Raw genomic sequence first — 18,019 nt, 5'->3', positions numbered from 1 at the left:
GCACATCCCCACGAGCCGTATTCCTGACCCGAGGCGCCATCCTAACCAGTCGTCATTCCCGCGAAAGCGGGAATCGCACTTGAACAACGAAGCCGATCATCCAAGCTGATACAAAAGGCCCCGCAATGCGGGGCCTTTTCATTTCGGTCGAGCTACTTGGTGAGTATGTCGAGCTTGGGCAGGCTGTTGACGATTTTCATCGTCTCCAGACTGACGGTGATCACTCGCAGGAACAGCTCCAGCGGGTAGCGTGGGTTGTGCATGGTGTCGATGGCCCAGTCGTTGGCGTCGTTGACGATGCCGCTGTCTTTGTCGGTTTTCACGCACTGGCGCTCGACCACCCAGTCCAGCGCGGGCTTGCCGTTGACCACGTAGTCGTAGGCCTCCAGCGGGATGCCGGTGACGGTGATCTTGCTGTTGTAGATCAGCGTGGAGCGGTCGTACTCTTTGCCGATTTTAGGAACCTTCATCTTCTCCACGCGGTAGTCGGCATCGGTCAGCTTTTTGCCACCGGTGTCGATCTTCGCGCCCGCGTAAGTCGGCACGGTTTCGTAGTTCAGGTGCAACTCGGCCAGTGCACGACCGGCCTTAGAGAACGCCCAGAAGTTGGCCGCGGTTTTCACGCAGGGGATGCGCGGCAGTTCCTTGCTGAGGTTGTCTGCATAGCGTTCGCGGTAATCGGGCGAATGCAATAGGCCGTAGACGTAGTAGAAGAGGTCTTCTTTGGTGATCGTCTCTGCCGGATAGGCCGACTGAAAGTGTGCGAGGCCAGCGTCGGTGATGCCGTCGCGGCGGACGACCCTTGGCTGGGCATGCTCCTGCTCGAACAGATCACCATTGCCGGTTTGCTTGACGGTACTCATTGCTCGGTCTCCTCCGTTTCGTAGAGAAACATCGGAAAGCACTGTGCGTCGCCGATCAGATGATTGTCCGGTAGCGTATCCGTCATCAGAGCTGAAAATCCTTTCGTCCCGCTCAATGTCAGACAGATGACTCGATTGGGTGGGTTCGCCGCTTTCAGGCTGCCAAACGGTATGCTGTTCTCGCTGCTCGCTGCTCGCTGCTCGCTGCTCGCTGCTCGCTGCTCGCTGCTCGCTGCTATTGCTGCGGTTGCGTCCATTTCATAAAGATGTTCCGGGAAGCATTGGCCCTTCTCCATGCTGTCGAAATTAGGTGCCACCTCAGCTATCAAGGCAGAAAAATCCTTCTTGCTGCCCGTCCCCAAGGCGCAGATCACCCGATTCTTGGTTTCCGCATCAGGAAAGATACGCGGCAGCTGATACACCCTCTCGTTGAAACGACGGTTGAAATACACCCATTGCTTGGTGAATGGGCGATACAGGCTCGGCGTGACGCAGACCGCATCGAACGCGAACTGGCGATCCTTAATCAGTTCCTGCTTGATATTGGATGTCCAGCTGATTCGTGTCGAGTCGGTGTCGATGAAACTATCCACTTGTGTTTCGCGACTTTTCTTGTCCAGTCCGGCGTGGGCCGTGCCGAAGCGCACCACTTCGTCGTTGTAGAAAGCGATCATGCGCGCCATATTGTCGCTGACGGCGGAGTGGCTGGAGTTGTAACACCATGCGTCGCGCGCAGTGAGAACGCCTTGTGAGAAGTTGTCAAACAACTTGAGGCCATCGCCCTTCTTGTCACCCAGCGCGATGAATTCGCCAAAACTATCGTCGCGTTGCTTGAGCCAGTCGCCGTGTGCGTCCGGCGTAATGGATTGCCAAGCGTTCGCTTCGCCGATGCCTGCGATACTGCGGAAAGCCTTGATCTTGTCCAGCTTATCTTCGCGGTTGAGATAGTCGCCGATATCGTGGAAGAAGACGCGGCCGTGTTCCGCCGCGTGTGGATTCTTGACCAGTAGGGAAATAGCGATCGGTGCGCGGCTGCCGCTGCCAAAGATCTTGCCGCCTTCCTTGCGCGACAGTTCGCCGGCTGTGCGTTGATTGCCGCGCAGATGAAACACATGAATGCTGCCGAACTCCTCAGCCAGACACTGACGCAGGCCGTCGGCGGTGTTGGCGTCCAGAAAGCCGGCGTTAGTGACGAAGCCGATCACGCCGCTGTCGCCTACGCGGTCGCTAGCCCAGCGAATGGCACGAATATAGCTGTCGTATAAACCCTTCGCGAGGGTAGCTTTGGAGCGCGCGGCGTAAGTGCGGCGGATGCGCTCGTCCAAGTATGGATAGGTCACGTTGTCGGCATTGTCATTCTCGCTTTTCTGTCCGGCTGAATACGGCGGATTCCCGACAATGACTCGTATATCCAGCTTCTTCTGCCGCTTGCGCCGTGCACTGTTATCCACCAGCAGTGCATCGACTAGATCGTCCTTCTCATACATCTGGAACGTGTCGGTGAGGCAGATGCCTTCAAACGGCACGTAGTCGCCACCGACAATGTCGTGGTAGGCCGCTTCGATGTTGATAGCAGCGATGTAGTAGGCCAGCAGCACGATCTCGTTGGCGTGGATTTCGTGCTTGTACTTGTGCTTGAGCTGCTCGGGGCTGATCAGGCCGCTCTGCATCAGGCGGGTGATGAAGGTGCCGGTGCCGGTGAACGGGTCCAGGATATGGACATTTTTGCTGCCCAGCGATTCGCCAAACTCGGTGCGCAGGATGTGGTCGACGCTGTGGATGATGAAATCAACCACCTCCACCGGCGTATAGACGATGCCCAGACGCTCGGTCATCTTGGGGAAGGCGTTGCGGAAGAACTTGTCGTACAGCTCCACCACGATCTTCTGTTTGCCAGCGGCGTTGTCGATGCCTTGGGCACGCAGCTTCACGCTGTCATAGAACGATTGCAGCGTGTCTGCTTCCTTGTCGAGACGATGTTCATGCAGCAGGTCAAGCACCTGCTGCATGGCACGGGACATGGGGTTGTGCTGAGCGAAGCTGTAGCCCTCGAACAACGCGTCGAATACCGGCTTGGTGATCAGGTGCTGGGCCAGCATCTCGATGATCTCGCCATCGCTGATGCTGTCGTTGAGGTCGTCGCGCAGTTCGGCCGCGAAGGCGTCGAACGCGGCGCGCTCGCGGATGTGGTCTGAATCTTCGAGGATGGCCTGGATGCGGTCGATATGCGTATGCGCGATGCGCGCAATGTCATTGGCCCAGTCTTCCCAGTGGTGACGGTTGCCGACTTTCTGCACCAGTTTGGCGTAGATGGCGCGCTCGATCTCGCCGATCTCGAATTCCATCGCCACCTGCTCGGGAACCTTCTCGTCGCCTACGCCACGACCGATGCTCTGGCCGCCGCGGGCCTTGGCCGCGTGCTGCTGGGTTTTGCTGACGCGCAGGTTGGCGGCGCGGCGCTGCACCTTGTCGGTGACGGCCACCACTTCCATCTTGCTGGTGTCCTTGCCGATCAGGTCGAGCTTGTTGACCATCGCGTCGAAGCGATCATCGTGTGAGCGCAATGCCTGCAGCACCTGCCACACGACCTTGTAGGTGCTGTTGTCGTTGAGCGCCTCGTGTGGTTCGACCCCGGCAGGGATCACCACCGGCAGCACGATATAGCCGCGCTGCTTGCCCGGCGCATTGCGCATCACGCGGCCTACCGACTGCACCACGTCCACCTGCGAGTTACGCGGGGTGAGGAACAGCACGGCGTCCAGCGCTGGCACGTCCACGCCTTCGGACAGGCAGCGCACATTGCTGAGGATGCGGCATGTGTTCTCGGGTGGATTGGCCTTGAGCCAGTCGAGCTTCTCCTCTTTCGCGCTGGCGTTCATGCCGCCGTCTACATGCTCGGCTTCACAAGTGAGCGTGGCGGCGATCTCCTCGTCCGTGTCAGCACCTTTCTGGTACTCCTCGACCACGGCCTGGAACATCTGCGCGATATTCTTGGAGCCGACCTTGCGCGTCTTGGCGCCTTTCTTCGCTTCGATGACCTGGCAGAACGCCACGGCGCGCTGCATCGGATGGTGATCGTCGCCCAGGTCGTTGGACAGTCCCTGCTTGGACAATGCCTTCCAGCTACCGACGATGCGAGCGGCATCGTCCATCTTCAGCTCGTTGTCGTCGCCGGCCAGCAATTTTTGCAGGCGCCGGTTGATGTGGCTTTCCTCCACGGCCAGCACGATGACCTTGTAGTCCACCAGCAAGCCGCGCTTGACCGCTTCGGAGAAGGTGAGCACGTAGAGCTGTTTGCCGAACAGCGCCTCGTCATCCATCGAGCACAGCGCGACGTTGTCCTTCTGCGCGCTGGCCTTGGCGTTCTCGCCATAGATTCGTGGTGTGGCGGTCATGTAGAGCCGCTTGTCTGCCTTGATGAAGGCTGCGTCGTGCACCTTGACGAAATGGCTTTCGTCGTCGCCCTCAAAGGTGGCGCCAGTGGTGCGGTGGGCTTCATCGCAGACGATCAGGTCGAACGCGGGCAGGCCGTGCTCTTTCTGCGCGCGACTGATGACGTCGATTGAATGATAGGTGGCATAAACCACGCTCATATGCGTGGCGTCGTGCCGCTTGACCATCTCGATGGCCAGTCGATTGGCGTCCGTGGTGGCCGGGTAGCGCAGCTCATGGGTGAAGGTCTGCACGCTGTCGTCGTCAGTCTTGCGCTTCTTGCCCACATCGCTATCCGAGCAGACAGCGAAGTTGTGCAGCGGGGTGGTGCTTTCCTGCGTCCACTCCGTCAGCGTCTGTGAGAGCAGAGCGAGACTGGGCACGAGGAACAGCACGCGCTTGCCCTTGCCAGCTAGTGTCTCGGCGATCTTCAGCGCGGTGAAAGTCTTGCCGGAGCCGCAGGCCATGATGAGCTTGCCACGGTCGGCCTTGTCCAAGCCTTCGCGCACCGCAGCCAGCGCGGATTGCTGATGCGGGCGCAGGGCTTTCTGGGGCTTGAGGACAGGCGCGATCTTGGGCTGATACTTGGCCCAGTCGATCTGGCTGGTTTCCAAGTCGTGCAGGTCGATCTTGCTGACGGGCGGATGCTGGTCGCGCAGCGCTTCCTCGGCGTGCTCGCTCCAGTCATTGGTAGTGCAGACGATGATGCGATGCGAAAACACCTTCTTGCCCGAGGCGGTAAAGAAGCTGTCGATGTCGTTCTTCGAGATGCGATGGCTCTCGGGGTAGAACTTGCACTGGATGGCGTGGAACTCGCCCGTACCTTGTGTCTTGGCTACCAGGTCGATGCCGGTATCGCGAGCATCCAGACCTTGTGCCTTGGCCCAGTCGGCATACATCCACACGTCACTGTAGAGATCGCGATAGGTGGCCTCGTTGCGCAGATAGGCGCAGATAAGCTCTTCAAAGTAGGTGCCTTTCTCACGTTCGGTGACAGCGGCATCGCGGAAGGTAGTCAGCAGGTCTTGCAGAGCGCTCATGTCTTTCCCTGAGGCAATGGATTCGCGGCCTCCAATCCGAGGCAACAGGCTCCGATTTTGGCACGGCCATCGTGCCGATGCCTTGGTCGAGCGGGCGGTGGCCTGATCGCGTTATTGGTGGGGTGGGCGGCGAGTCGGCGTTACGCTCTTTTTTGCCGTCATCCCTGAGGAGCTTTTCAACAGCGAAGCTGGTCATCGCTTCGTCACAGCGAAGTGCGATCCCTGCCTGCGCAGGGATGACGACCCTGATAGTTGCGTGGAAAGAGCCAAGCGTTGCTCTCCCGAGTCCCACCCGCCACATTCAAAGAGCCAAACGCGACTCTTTTAGTGTCGCACTTGGGACTAAAAGACCCACGCTTGGCACTCAGGAGAGCCACGCTTGGCTCTACTCATTCGGAACGTGGCTCTTTTTCACTGGCGTTTGGGGCTCCCCAGTCCCACGCGTGGCTCTCTGGCATCGGCGCGTGGGTCTTTTCCGGTCGAGCGTGGGTCTTTTTGGTCGGCGATTGGCTCTTTTTGGGTGGAACGACCCTCTCAAGCGCCCGGAGCAGGGATGGTCGCGCCGACCACCAGCATTCACGCGCCCGGAAACGCGTTCCACGCCTACGCCGAAGCGCTTTTTTGACCTACAGGTGAGGCATGGGCGGGGGATGGCGGGCACGTTACGCTGCGGCGCCGGCCAAGCGGGCTGGCTTTCCTGACATCACATCTAAGGAGTGGACATGAGCCAGAATCTGGTCGATATCGATCTCAACACCGACGCGCTTGCGGCCATCGACAACGCTCTCACCGCGCTGGAAACGGGCCTGGCCTCGTTGATCGCGCTGACGCCGGACCAGCGGCACCAGCTGACCAAGATGGGCGACAAGTCCGAGGCGTTCTGCCGGCAGGCCGGTCACGTCTTCGGCGACAACCCGGGCCTGTTGCCGGGCAATTTCGATCTGGCCGGTTATCAGCGCGATCTGGCTACGCTGGATGCGTTGCGTCCGCGACTGGTGCGCATGGGCAAGCTGCATCAGCGCGGCACCGATACCGAAATGGCGATCGGCAGCGATCTGATGACCAATGCGCTGGAGGGCTACGCGGTGTTCAAGGTTGCCGGCAAGGGGCAGGGGCTGGACGAGGCGCGCAGGGCGCTGTCCGCTCGTTTCAGTCGTGGACCGCGTACGCCCGCGCAGCCGACTGGCCCTGCGCCGAGCGGGCCGCTGACGGCTTGAGTCTGGATTCGCTGCATCTCTGGTGAGACCAAAGAGGCCCCGCATGGCGGGGCCTCTCTTTTTGTCGCGCAGGAGCCCCGCAAGCGAGGCTCCTGCTTTTTACGGCACGGATGGCTTAGTGCTGCTGCGCATTTGCGCTGACGCCGGCATCGCCGTCGGCCTGCGCCGACGTGGTGACGCCACCGCGGGCCGAACCGTGCGCGCTGGCGCTGCCGGCGGCGCGGCCGCTGGTGTTGGCCGAGCTGCTGGTGCCCGAGGTCGAGCTGGTGCCGGCATTCGCGTTGCCCTTGGCTGCGCCCGAGCCGGACGCGTCGACGGATTTGTCACCGGCACTGCGCGCAGCGCTGGCGGTCGGCGACACCAGGCCCGGTTGCGTGGTGCTTGCGTCACCCGACTGTTGGCTCGCGGCGCTCCCTGCGGCCGAGGTGGCTTGCGACGCATTGCCGGCGGCATTCGAGCCGAGCGAGCCGGCGGTATGAGCCGACTGCGCGCCGGCGGCGGTGGCTTGCTGCGCTGCGCTCAGACCGGTACTGGCCGAGCCATCGGCTGCACTTTCGGCGTTCGCGGACGCGTTGTCGGCCGCGTTCTGCGCGCGGCTCAGTGTGCCCTTGGCGCCACGTTTGGCCGTCGAGACGGCTGAACGCGTCTGGCCGACCGCCTGGCCTGCGGCGCCGGTCGCGGCATCGCGCATGGTTGAGGTATCGACTGCGCCGGTCGCGGACGAGCCCACACCCGCTGCGCCGTCCAGCGCGGCGTTGTTGCCGTTGCCGGCGTCGGCGCCAGCCGCACCCGTGAGGTTGCCGACGGCGTCAGTGGACGCCTGACCGTTCGCCTGATGGGCAGCTTGCGCAGCGGTGCCCGTCGCGGAAGCGGCGGTTGCAGCGGCGCGTTGACGCAGGCGCTCCGCGCGCCGCTCGGCAGCCCGCTGGTTGATGTCGGGAGTATCGAGACCACTCATGCCGCGCGCGGAGCCGCCGACCTGGCCGCTCATCTGGCCCATCGTGGAATTGACCGGGCTGCTCAGCCCGCCGGTGATGCCGCCAGTGACGCGACCCAGGACCTGGGCGTGCGCCGGGGCCATCGCGGCCAAGGCAAAGGCGCCGGCGAACAGGGCGATGTTGAGATTCTTGTTGTTGAGGGTCGTGTTGCGCATGGGAGGACCTCCTGCCTGCGGCGAATCCGCGGCTTCCGAGGTCCTGTACGTCCGTGCCGGGAAGATCCTTCCACGTCGGCAGGCTGCGGTTGGGTGGTATTCAGTTTCAGGGCGACAACAGGCCGTAGCCGTAGCGTGGATCGTGCCCCGGCGCACCGAGATGGCGAGCCTCCTCGATCAGGCGCTGCTGTACCTGGGATGCGGCTCCTTCGCGAGGAGCGTCCATCAATTGGGCAGCTTTTCGCGCCACGATCGGCGCCGCGAAGGAGGTGCCGCGCAGCGCATTGCGGCCGCTGCCGACCACGCCGGACGCGCAGAAGTCCACCTGATCGCCGCTGCCAGATTCGGGCAACACGCGCTCGCGCGCATCGACGCCGCTGACGCCGATCACGCCCGGATACGCTGCCGGGAATAGCGGTGGCGCCGCAGGTCCGTCGTTGCCGACCGCGCTGACCAGCACGTGGCCGCGCGCGATCATCGCCTGCACCGCGCGCGCGAGCACCGGGTTGTCGGGCCCGACCAGGCTGATGTTGATCACCGCCACATGCTCGCGCGCCATCCATGCGAGCGCGTCCACCAGGTTCGAGGTGGCGCCGCCGACCACGTCGCCACACCACAGGTCGGCGGCGTACAAGGTGTCCGCGTCGCCGGCGACGAGGCGCGCGGCGACCGCGGTGCCGTGGCGCGATGCGCTTGCCGTCTTGCAGCCGTGTTGCTCGATGCGCGCGCGTGCCAGCGCGGGGTCGGCCGGGTCGACGCCGCCATCGACCAGTCCCACGCGCTGCTCTGATGCGGTGGGCGGCGGGTTGGCCGAGGTCGTTGTGCTGGCCGGGTCGTTGCTGCCTGCAGGCAGATAGAGGTGCTGGTAGGTAAACGCCGCGTCCGGCGCCGCCTGCTGCAGGGCGCGCATGGCCTTGGCCGTGCTGCGTCCGCGGGTATCGTGCAGGACCACGAAGTCCAACCCCAGCGTCGCATCGGCCGGTGTCTCGCGATCCACCACGAAACCCAGTGTTTGCACCGCATCGCGTTGCGTCGCCGATAGACCCATGGCGAGGAATTCGCCGCGCAGGATCGGTGCGCCGTGGGGGTCGACATCGACGCGCCGGGGTTCGCTGCGCAGCAGCGTATCGATCTGCAACTTCCGCGTGATCGCCAGTGAGCCGCGCAGCAGGTCATCGACGCTGCGCAGGGGCGAAGCCGGAACGACACCGGGCAGGCCCACGCCGGGCATCTGCAGGTTGCGCAGGTTCTGCACCGGACCAAGCACCTGTGCCTGTGCAGGCGTTGCGCCGACCGCGGCAAGCGCGATGGTCAGCAACGAAACAAGCATGGTGGACGGGCGGTGCAGGGGCATGTCCAAAGGCCTCGGGAGCAACGGGATCGGATGCTAGCATTGACCTGCTTTACGCCCCCGAACTGCGCCGATGCGCACGAGGGAAGGAATCCTCCCCTCCAGACGTAATGGAAGGTGATGCGTGAATTCGAGCGACACCGTGCGCGAAGGACTGATCCCGCTGTTGCCGCGCCTGCGCCGCCTGGCGCGAGCGCTGGCAGGGCAGGTGGCCGACGCCGACGACCTGGTGCAGATCGTGCTGGAACGCGCGCTGGCTCGTGCCGCGCAGTGGCGGCCCGACGCCGCGTTGGACAAGTGGGTGTTCGCGATCGCGCGCAACGCCTGGCGGGACGAGTTGCGCGCGCGTGGCAGGACGCAACATTTGTTCGCGCCGGAGGAAGCCGGTGAGATGGCTGCCGATCGCGCCAGCGCACAGCCCGCGCAGCAGCTGGAACTGGCGATGGCGTTGGCGGCGCTGCCGCCAGACCATCGCGAAGTAGTGGCCCTGGTGCTGGTCGAGGGCATGTCGTACAGCGAAGCCGCCGAGTTGCTGGAGGTGCCGGTAGGAACCGTCACCAGCCGTCTGGCCCGCGCCCGCGCCACCTTGCAGGCCCATCTTGGGAAAGACCAATGAACCCGATCGACGACGATACATTGCAGGCATACGTGGACGGCGAACTCGACGCGCCGGACATCGCGCGGATCGACGCCGCGCTGATGCACGACGATGTGCTCGCACGTCGCGTACGGCAGGCGCGCGCCGTGCGAGCACAGGTACAGGCCGCGTTCGACCCGGTGCTCGAAGAGCCGGTTCCGGCGCGTCTGTCCGCCTTGTTGCAGCCGCCATCTCCGCAGGCGGCGATGCCCGTCACGCCACGCGTGCTGCCTGTCGGTGGGCATGGCATTGGCACGACGCGACGTCGCGCGACCCGCCGCTGGTTTGTGCCGGGTGCCGCGCTGGCCGCGTCGGTGGCGCTGCTCGCCGTGGGCCTGTGGTGGTCGCGATCCGGCGAGATGGTGCGCATGCAGGGCGGCCAGTCATTCGCCGCGGGCGCCTTGACCCGTGCGCTCGACAAGGCGCTGGCGAGCGAACCCGATGCGAATGCGCCGGTTGCCATCGGCCTGAGTTTCCGCAGTGCCGACGGGCAGATTTGCCGCACCTTCGTTCTGCGTTCCCCGCCGGTGCGAGCCGGCCTTGCCTGCCATGGCGATGCCGGCTGGTCGCTGCCCGTACTCAGCGCGGCAACCCCATCCGAAGGCGGCGAGCTGCGTCAGGCAGCGAGTGCCCTGCCACCCGCAGTGCAGGCCGCGGTCGACGCGCGTCTGCGCGGCGATGTCTTCAATGCGCAGCAGGAGCGTGCAGCGCGCGATACCGGCTGGCGCTAGACGCACGACGTGTCGTCACGCGCCCGTCCCGGATGAGGATCTTCCGTTTGTCTGGCCATGGCGCCGTGACGGACAACGAGTCTTGAGCAGGGCGTTGACTCGCACTTCGCATCTACCTCGCTACCGTCAGATCGAACGGCCCGATACGCCGGGATCACGGCATCTGCATCCTGCCGATAGCCAGCATCGCCGAAGGCTATCGAATGATCGCCACGCTTTGCCAGGAGGAACCATCCATGTCCGACGAACATGCCAAGACACCTGCCGACCATATCGGCAATACGGTGACGCAACTCAAGGAGATGCGGCACTACTCGAAGAACAACGTGGAAACGCTGACGGCGGAATGGCTGCTGTTCGACGGTGAGTTGTCCAAGCTGAAACTGGCCGACAAGATTGCCGACCTGATGGATCGGCAGGGGCAGCTGCATGAGGCGCTGGAAAACGCGATCGTCGATCTGGAAGAAGTGCTGGAGAAGATGAAGCCCGAACCAGAGGCTGAGGCTTAGTGGAGATGCGATGCCGGTGATGGCATTGCCAGCGCGATGAAGAGGCCCCGGCATCGGGGCCTTTTTGTGCGTGGTCGATCCATGACGCTGACGGTGGTTGGCGCGGTTTGGGTTGTTGGGGGGTGCGATGACCAGCTTCGCTGTTGAAAAACTCCTCCGGCCTTCGCCGGAATGACGATGTAGGTAGGGTATCGAGACGCCAAAGGTCGGGTGAGGTGCTATAGGAGTGGGGGGACTTCATGAGCGGGGTTTTCGGGGTGCTTGGCGCCTGCCATGACTTCCGGCCGTGTCAGGAAGCTCGGGTGGGGATCACTATCTCGGCGGGCAGGGCAGGTGTGACCGGTTGGCGGTCGCCACCCGTCTTGCGTGTTTTCCGTATCCGACGACGGCGTGTCCAACCGACGGCCGCACCACAACCTGAGGGGATCTCATGCGTAGCATTCTGGTTTCGGCGATTGCCCTGGCGCTTGCCGGCGTTTCAATGTCTGGCATGGCGGCGACACCCGCCGTCGCGTCCCATGCCGAGCTTGCCACCACCCAGCTGCCGCGCAGCGTGCGGCCCAGTCATTACGACGTGGCGGTGGTGCCGCATGCGGACAAGCTGAGTTTCGACGGCACGGTGACGGTGACGGTGGACGTGTTGCAGCCGACCACCAGCATCACGCTCAACGCGATCGACATGACGTTCTCGAGGGTGATCCTGACGCCGAACCGGGTGAGAGTCACCGCCCTCGCGCCGCCGAAGGTGACGGTGGATGCCGCCGCGCAGACGGCGACGTTCACCTTCGCGGGGCCGATCCCGGTCGGCAGCTACAAGCTGGCGATGAGCTACACCGGCAAGATCGGCACCCAGGCCAACGGCTTGTTCGCGATCGACTACGACACCAAGGCGGGCAAGAAGCGCGCGCTGTATACCCAGTTCGAGAATTCCGACGCGCGCCGCTTCATACCGTCGTGGGACGAGCCGGCGTACAAGGCCACTTTCAATCTGGAAGTGACCGTGCCGAGCGACGAGATGGCGGTGAGCAACATGCCGGCTGCGTCGAAGACTGATCTGGGCAATGGCATGACCCGCGTGGTGTTCCAGCCGTCGCCGAAGATGTCGACCTATCTGCTGTTCTTCGGGCTGGGCGAGTTCGATCGCGCCACCACCATGTCCGACGGCACCGAGATCGGCGTGATCACGCAGAAAGGGCTGTCGTCGCAGGCCGGCTTCACGCTGAAATCGGGCAGTGACGTGCTGCACGAATACAACGACTACTTCGGCGTGCCGTACCCGCTGCCGAAGCTGGACAACATCGCCTCGCCGGGCAGCAGCCAGTTCTTCTCGGCGATGGAGAACTGGGGCGCGATCTACACCTTCGAATACGCGCTGCTGCTCGATCCCTCGATCTCGACCCAGTCGGACAAGCAGAATGTGTTCAACACCGCGGCGCACGAGATGGCGCACCAGTGGTTCGGCGATCTGGTGACGATGCGCTGGTGGGACGACCTGTGGCTCAACGAAGGCTTTGCCTCGTGGATGGCCGCGCGCACCACCGAGAAATTGCACCCGGAGTGGCATACCGATCTCGACGCGGTGGGCACGCGTGAAGGCGCGATGTCGCGCGACGCGGTGGCCACCACGCATCCGGTGGTGCAGCACGTGGAGACGGTGGAGCAGGCCAGCCAGGCGTTCGACGCGATCACCTACGCCAAGGGCGAGGCGGTGATCCGCATGCTGGAGGCCTACGTCGGCCCGGATACCTGGCGCGCCGGTGTGCGCAACTACATCAAGGCGCACGCGTACAGCAACACCACCTCCGACGATTTGTGGCGCGAAGTGCAGGCTGCGGCAGGCAAGCCGATCACCCAGATCGCGCATGACTTCACGCTGCAGCCGGGCGTGCCGCTGATCCGCGTGGAAGCGTCCGCGTGCAGCGGTGGCAAGACCACGCTGAAGCTGACCCAGGGCGAGTTCACCAAGGACCGCCCGAACAAGACCCCGCTGAAGTGGCATGTGCCGGTGATCGCACAGAGCGTCGGCGGCGAGCCGGCACGCACTGTGGTGGACGGCTCGGCCACGCTGTCGGTACCCGGCTGCGGCCCGGTGCTGGTCAATGCCGGCCAGAGCGGCTATTACCGTACGTTGTATTCGCCGGCACAGTTCGCGGCGATCAAGGGCGACTTCGCCAAGCTGGCGCCGATCGACCAGATGGGCCTGATGGGTGACACCTGGGCGCTGGGCATGGCCGGGCTGGAGCCGGCGTCGAGTTATCTGGACCTGGCCCAGGCTACGCCGGCCGACGCCGATCCGCAGATCTGGGGCGACATCGCCGACAGCTTCTCCGGCCTGCATCAGTACTACCGCGGCGACAAGGCGCGGCAGGCACGCTTCGATGCGTTTGCACGGAAGCAGTTGCAGCCGGTGTTCGCACGTATCGGCTGGGAAGCCAAGGCGGGCGAGAGTGATCCGATCGCGATCCTGCGCACGCAACTGATCGGTGTGCTGGCTGATCTCGGCGATACCGCGGTGATCAACGAGGCACAGCGCCGTTACGCGGCACAGGATAGCGATCCGAAAGCGATGCCTGCCGTCTTGCGCAAGACCATTCTTGCGGTGGTGGCACGGCATGCCGACGCAGCGACCTGGGACAAGCTGCATGCCATGGCGAAGGCCGAGACGACCCCGCTGATCAAGGACCGGCTGTACGCGTTGCTGGCCGTCGCCGAAGACGATGCGCTGGCCCAGCGCGCACTGGACATGGCGCTCACCGATGAGCCGGGCGCCACCAACAGTGCCGGCATGATCAGCATCGTCGGGTTCCAGCATCCGGACATGGCGTTCGACTTCGCGCTGGCGCACCGCGCCCAGGTGGACAAGCTGGTCGATTCGACCTCGAGCAGCCGTTACTACCCGGGCCTGGGTGGCAGCTCGAACGATCCGGCGATGGTTGGCAAGATCAAGGCCTTCGCCGACGCGCATATCGCCGCCGGCTCGCGCCGTGCTGCCGACACGGTGATCGCCAACATCAACTACCGCATGATGGTGCGCAACGAGCGGCTGCCGGCGATCGACGCCTGGCTGGCGAAGAACGGCGGCTGATCCCTGGCTGCGGTTTGACCCAAGGAAGCCCCGCAACTGCGGGGTTTCCTTTTTCAGCAGCCGGCTGTGCTTCCGGGCACAGCGATATGATCTCAGGCGTGCCCCGCTGCACTTCACCAATCGAGCCCGAAAGCGATGGTCGATATTCAAAACAAGCTGGAACCTGACAGCGCGGTCTACAAGACCTTGCTGGAGTCGACCAAGGCGATTCCGTGGAAGATCGACTGGGGCACCATGCAGTTCGCCTACATCGGGCCGCAGATCGAGGCGTTGCTAGGCTGGACCCCGGCGAGCTGGGTGACCGTGGGCGACTGGGCCAGCCGCATGCATCCGGAGGATCGCGAGTGGGTGGTGAATTTCTGCGTGGCGCAATCGCAGGCAGGCGTGGATCACGAGGCCGACTACCGCGCGCTGACCCACGACGGCCGTTACGTGTGGATTCGCGATGTGGTGCATGTAGTGCGCAACGCGGACGGCACGGTGAATTCGCTGATCGGCTTCATGTTCGACATCAGCGAGCGCAAGCGCACCGAGCATCAGCTGATCACCCTGCAGAAGGAGCTGGAGGAGCTTTCGTTTCGTGATGGCCTGACCGGCGTCGCCAATCGGCGCCGTTTCGACGCGCTGATGGAACTTGAATGGAGCAATGCGCGACGCAACCGGCAGCCGTTGTCGCTGATCATGCTGGATATCGATTATTTCAAGCAGTACAACGATTGCTACGGTCACCTTGAAGGCGACATCTGTCTGAAGCGCGTGGCCCGGATGCTGACTTCAGCGGCGACGCGAGCGCGCGACCTGCTGGCCCGCTTCGGCGGCGAGGAATTCGTGCTGGTGCTGCCGGAAACCGACGAGGCCGCTGCGCGCATGCTGGCCGAGCGCTGCCGCGAGCTGATCCTGGGCGAGCAGATCCCGCACGAACGATCCTCGATCAGTCCCGTGCTGACGATCAGCCTCGGCGTGGGCACCGTGATTCCCGGCCACGACGACGAGCTGCTGCCGTTCATCGATACGGTGGACAAGCGGCTGTATGAGGCCAAGCAGCGGGGGCGGAATTGCATCGTTGCGAGATGAAAAGAAAAGGCCCCGCATGCGGGGCCTTTTCTTTCGGTGAGTGACGCCGCGGCTTACGCCTCGACTTCTTCCTTGTACGCGTCGATCGGAATGCACGCGCACATGATGTTCTTGTCGCCGTAGACGTTGTCGACGCGAGCGACCGGCGACCAGTATTTCTGCAGCTTCAGGCTGGCCAGCGGGAACGCAGCCAGTTCGCGCGGGTAGGCATGCGTCCACTCGCTGGCCGAGACCATCGTGGCGGTATGTGGCGCGTTCTTCAGCGGGTTGTCTTCGCGGTCGAGCTTGCCGTCTTCGACGGCGCGGATCTCGTCGCGGATCTGGATCATCGCGTCGATGAAGCGATCCAGCTCGTGCTGCGATTCGCTTTCGGTCGGCTCGACCATCAGCGTGCCGGCGACCGGGAAGCTCAGTGTCGGTGCGTGGAAGCCGAAGTCGATCAGACGCTTGGCCACGTCCTCGGCACCGATGCCGGTGGCGTCCTTGAGCGGACGCAGGTCGAGGATGCACTCGTGCGCGACCAGGCCGTTGCGGCCGGTGTAGAGGGTCGGGTAGTGCGCTTCCAGCCGCTTGGCGATGTAGTTGGCGTTGAGCAGGGCGACCTGGGTTGCCTTGCGCAGGCCCTGCTGGCCCATCATCGTGATGTACATCCACGAGATCGGCAGGATCGAGGCGGAACCATAACTGGCCGCGCTGACCATGCCGACGGTGCCTTCGCCGCCGAGCGTGCGCGGCAGGAACGGGGCGAGATGCGACTTCACCGCACACGGGCCAACGCCCGGGCCGCCGCCGCCGTGCGGGATGCAGAAGGTCTTGTGCAGGTTCAGATGCGACACGTCCGAGCCCCACTTGCCGGGCTTGGCCACGCCAACCAGTGCGTTCATGTTGGCGCCGTCGGTGTATACCTGACCGCCGTGCGCATGCACGATCTCGCAGATCGCGACGATGTCTTCCTCGAACACGCCATGCGTGGACGGGTAGGTGATCATCAGCGCGGCGAGGCGGTCGCTGTACTTCTCGGCGGCGCGGCGAATGTCTTCCACGTCGACGTTGCCGTTGGCGTCGCACTTCGTGACCACCACGGTCATGCCGCACATCTGCGCGGAGGCCGGGTTGGTGCCGTGGGCGGACTCGGGAATCAGGCAGATGTCGCGATGGGCTTCGTTGCGCGAGCGGTGATAGGCGCGGATCGCCAGCAGGCCGGCGTATTCACCCTGCGCGCCGGAGTTCGGCTGCAGGCTCACCGCGTCGTAGCCGGTGCACTCGACCAGCATCGCTTCCAGACCGTCGATCAGTTCCTTGTAGCCGCGCGTCTGCGTGGTCGGCGCCAGCGGATGGATGTTGCCGAACTCCGGCCAGGTCACCGGAATCATCTCGGCGGTGGCGTTGAGTTTCATCGTGCACGAACCCAGCGGGATCATCGTGCGATCCATCGCCAGATCCTTGTCGGCCAGTGCGCGCATGTAGCGCAGCAGCTCGTGCTCGCTGTGGTGCGTGTTGAACACCGGGTGGGTGAGGAACCCGCTTTTGCGGCGCAGGCCGGCGGGCAGGGCGTCAGCGGTGGCGGCGTCCAGTTCGTCGATATCGTCGATCTCGGCACCGAACAGGCTGGCCAGTGCGATCACTTCGGCGCGGGTGGTGGTCTCGTCCAGGCTGATGCCGATGCTGGTGCCGTGGATCTGGCGCAGGTTGATGCGCAGCTCTTCGGCGCGGGCATGCACGGCGTCGGCGTCGACGTCGGTGATGTGCAGCGTGTCGAAGAAATCCGTGCCCACGTTGACGCCGGCCTGGCGCAGCGCGCAGGCGAGAATCGCGCTGAGGCGATGCGTGCGACGCGCGATGCGGGTGAGGCCTTCCGGACCGTGATACACGGCGTACATGCTTGCCATCACCGCCAGTAGCACCTGCGCGGTGCAGATGTTCGAGGTGGCCTTCTCACGGCGGATGTGCTGCTCGCGCGTCTGCAGAGTGAGGCGGTAGGCCGGCTTGCCTTCGGCATCGATCGACACGCCGATCAGGCGACCCGGCATCGAGCGCTTGTACGCATCGCGGCAGGCCATGAACGCGGCGTGTGGGCCGCCATTGCCGAACGGCACACCGAAGCGCTGCGAATTGCCGACCACGATATCCGCACCCCATTCGCCGGGCGCAGCGATGAGGGTCAGCGCGAGCAGATCGGTGGCGACCGCAACCAGCGCGCCGCGCGTATGCGCGGCGTCGGCGACGGCTTTGTAGTCGTTGATGGTACCGAACGTGTTCGGGTACTGCAGCAGCACGCCGAAGCTGTCGACCGTGCTGCCTTCGGCGTCATCGCCGATATGCAATTCGAGGCCCAGCGCTTCGGCACGGGTCTTGACCACTTCCAGCGTCTGCGGATGCACGCCGTTCGACACGAAGAACACGTTGGACTTGGACTTGCACGAGCGCTTGGCCAGCGTCATCGCCTCGGCCGCGGCGGTGGCTTCGTCCAGCAGCGAGGCGTTGGCGATCTCCATCCCGGTGAGGTCGGCGCACAGCGTCTGGAAGTTGATCAGCGCCTCCATGCGACCCTGCGAAATCTCCGCCTGGTAAGGCGTGTACGCCGTGTACCAGGCCGGGTTCTCCAGGATGTTGCGCAGGATGACGTTCGGCGTCAGCGTGCCGTAATAGCCTTGGCCGATGAAGCTGCGGAACACCTCGTTCTTGTCCGCGATGGTGCGGATCTTGGCCAGCGCCTCGACTTCGGTGATCGCCTTCGGCAATGCCAGCGGTGTCGGCGACTTGATCTTGCCCGGCACGATCGCGTCGGTCATCGCTTCCAGCGAATCGTGGCCGATGACGCGCAACATCTGCGCGATCTCGGCATCGTTGGGTCCGATGTGGCGCTCGATGAAGGCGTGGTGGTGTTCGAGGTCGCGCAGGGAAGGCGTGTTGGTCTGGCTCATGAC

11 protein-coding genes are annotated in these 18,019 nt (G+C 64.0%); 6 read left to right on the top strand and 5 right to left on the bottom strand.

The window, feature by feature from the left end:
* Positions 1-152 precede the first annotated feature (152 nt).
* Together IE071_RS15930 and IE071_RS06405 are read right to left on the bottom strand one after the other, a co-directional pair.
* Complete coding sequence (locus IE071_RS15930) at positions 153-863, bottom strand: type ISP restriction/modification enzyme (protein WP_189440254.1); 711 nt, start codon at positions 861-863, stop codon at positions 153-155.
* Positions 860-5,335: a DEAD/DEAH box helicase gene (locus IE071_RS06405; protein WP_189440253.1), complete on the bottom strand. Its 4,476-nt coding sequence runs from the start codon at positions 5,333-5,335 to the stop codon at positions 860-862. Before IE071_RS06405 ends, IE071_RS15930 begins: the two co-directional genes overlap by 4 nt.
* Before the next feature lie 722 nt (positions 5,336-6,057).
* Between IE071_RS06405 and IE071_RS06400 the strand changes: the two genes are divergently transcribed.
* Positions 6,058-6,552 (top strand): hypothetical protein, encoded by a 495-nt coding sequence (locus IE071_RS06400; protein WP_189440252.1) that lies wholly within the window; start codon positions 6,058-6,060, stop codon positions 6,550-6,552.
* A 115-nt stretch (positions 6,553-6,667) separates the two neighbouring features.
* On the opposite strand, the gene IE071_RS06395 is transcribed toward IE071_RS06400, so the two are convergent.
* Positions 6,668-7,705 carry a hypothetical protein gene (locus IE071_RS06395; RefSeq protein WP_189440251.1) on the bottom strand — a complete coding sequence of 346 codons (1,038 nt, stop codon included), beginning with the start codon at positions 7,703-7,705 and terminating at the stop codon, positions 6,668-6,670.
* Between the two features lie 106 nt (positions 7,706-7,811).
* Complete coding sequence (locus IE071_RS06390) at positions 7,812-9,059, bottom strand: S8 family serine peptidase (protein WP_189440250.1); 1,248 nt, start codon at positions 9,057-9,059, stop codon at positions 7,812-7,814.
* Positions 9,060-9,180: 121 nt separating this feature from the next.
* Between IE071_RS06390 and IE071_RS06385 the strand changes: the two genes are divergently transcribed.
* The 5 genes from IE071_RS06385 (at position 9,181) to IE071_RS06365 (ending at position 15,092) form a co-directional block, all read left to right on the top strand.
* Entirely contained in the window at positions 9,181-9,672 is a 492-nt protein-coding gene (locus IE071_RS06385) for an RNA polymerase sigma factor (RefSeq protein ID WP_189440249.1), read from the top strand.
* Positions 9,669-10,424, top strand: a complete 756-nt coding sequence (locus IE071_RS06380) for a hypothetical protein (RefSeq protein ID WP_189440248.1) — start codon at positions 9,669-9,671, stop codon at positions 10,422-10,424. Before IE071_RS06385 ends, IE071_RS06380 begins: the two co-directional genes overlap by 4 nt.
* A 236-nt stretch (positions 10,425-10,660) precedes the next feature.
* Positions 10,661-10,933, top strand: a complete 273-nt coding sequence (locus IE071_RS06375) for a hypothetical protein (RefSeq protein ID WP_189440247.1) — start codon at positions 10,661-10,663, stop codon at positions 10,931-10,933.
* A 430-nt stretch (positions 10,934-11,363) separates the two neighbouring features.
* Complete coding sequence (locus IE071_RS06370; RefSeq protein ID WP_189440246.1) at positions 11,364-14,018, top strand: M1 family metallopeptidase; 2,655 nt, start codon at positions 11,364-11,366, stop codon at positions 14,016-14,018.
* 135 nt (positions 14,019-14,153) lie between these two features.
* Positions 14,154-15,092: a GGDEF domain-containing protein gene (locus IE071_RS06365; protein ID WP_189440245.1), complete on the top strand. Its 939-nt coding sequence runs from the start codon at positions 14,154-14,156 to the stop codon at positions 15,090-15,092.
* Positions 15,093-15,145: 53 nt separating this feature from the next.
* Here the strand turns inward: IE071_RS06365 and gcvP are convergent, their stop codons facing one another.
* Positions 15,146-18,016 carry an aminomethyl-transferring glycine dehydrogenase gene (gcvP, locus tag IE071_RS06360; protein ID WP_189440244.1) on the bottom strand — a complete coding sequence of 957 codons (2,871 nt, stop codon included), beginning with the start codon at positions 18,014-18,016 and terminating at the stop codon, positions 15,146-15,148.
* Positions 18,017-18,019: the final 3 nt, after the last annotated feature.

Source organism: Rhodanobacter panaciterrae, assembly GCF_014651895.1.
In the GTDB taxonomy this organism is placed as follows: domain Bacteria; phylum Pseudomonadota; class Gammaproteobacteria; order Xanthomonadales; family Rhodanobacteraceae; genus Rhodanobacter; species Rhodanobacter panaciterrae.
This window is presented reverse-complemented; position numbering and strand designations above follow the sequence as displayed.

What these genes read in the sequence shown, in the direction of transcription:
- IE071_RS06380 (WP_189440248.1), top strand. Translation starts at nt 9,669, where the DNA reads ATGAACCCGATCGACGACGATACATTGCAGGCATACGTGGACGGCGAA.
- IE071_RS06395 (WP_189440251.1), bottom strand. Translation starts at nt 7,705, where the DNA reads ATGCGCAACACGACCCTCAACAACAAGAATCTCAACATCGCCCTGTTC.
- IE071_RS06390 (WP_189440250.1), bottom strand. Translation starts at nt 9,059, where the DNA reads ATGCCCCTGCACCGCCCGTCCACCATGCTTGTTTCGTTGCTGACCATC.
- IE071_RS06400 (WP_189440252.1), top strand. Translation starts at nt 6,058, where the DNA reads ATGAGCCAGAATCTGGTCGATATCGATCTCAACACCGACGCGCTTGCG.
- IE071_RS06370 (WP_189440246.1), top strand. Translation starts at nt 11,364, where the DNA reads ATGCGTAGCATTCTGGTTTCGGCGATTGCCCTGGCGCTTGCCGGCGTT.
- IE071_RS15930 (WP_189440254.1), bottom strand. Translation starts at nt 863, where the DNA reads ATGAGTACCGTCAAGCAAACCGGCAATGGTGATCTGTTCGAGCAGGAG.
- IE071_RS06405 (WP_189440253.1), bottom strand. Translation starts at nt 5,335, where the DNA reads ATGAGCGCTCTGCAAGACCTGCTGACTACCTTCCGCGATGCCGCTGTC.
- IE071_RS06375 (WP_189440247.1), top strand. Translation starts at nt 10,661, where the DNA reads ATGTCCGACGAACATGCCAAGACACCTGCCGACCATATCGGCAATACG.
- gcvP (WP_189440244.1), bottom strand. Translation starts at nt 18,016, where the DNA reads ATGAGCCAGACCAACACGCCTTCCCTGCGCGACCTCGAACACCACCAC.
- IE071_RS06365 (WP_189440245.1), top strand. Translation starts at nt 14,154, where the DNA reads ATGGTCGATATTCAAAACAAGCTGGAACCTGACAGCGCGGTCTACAAG.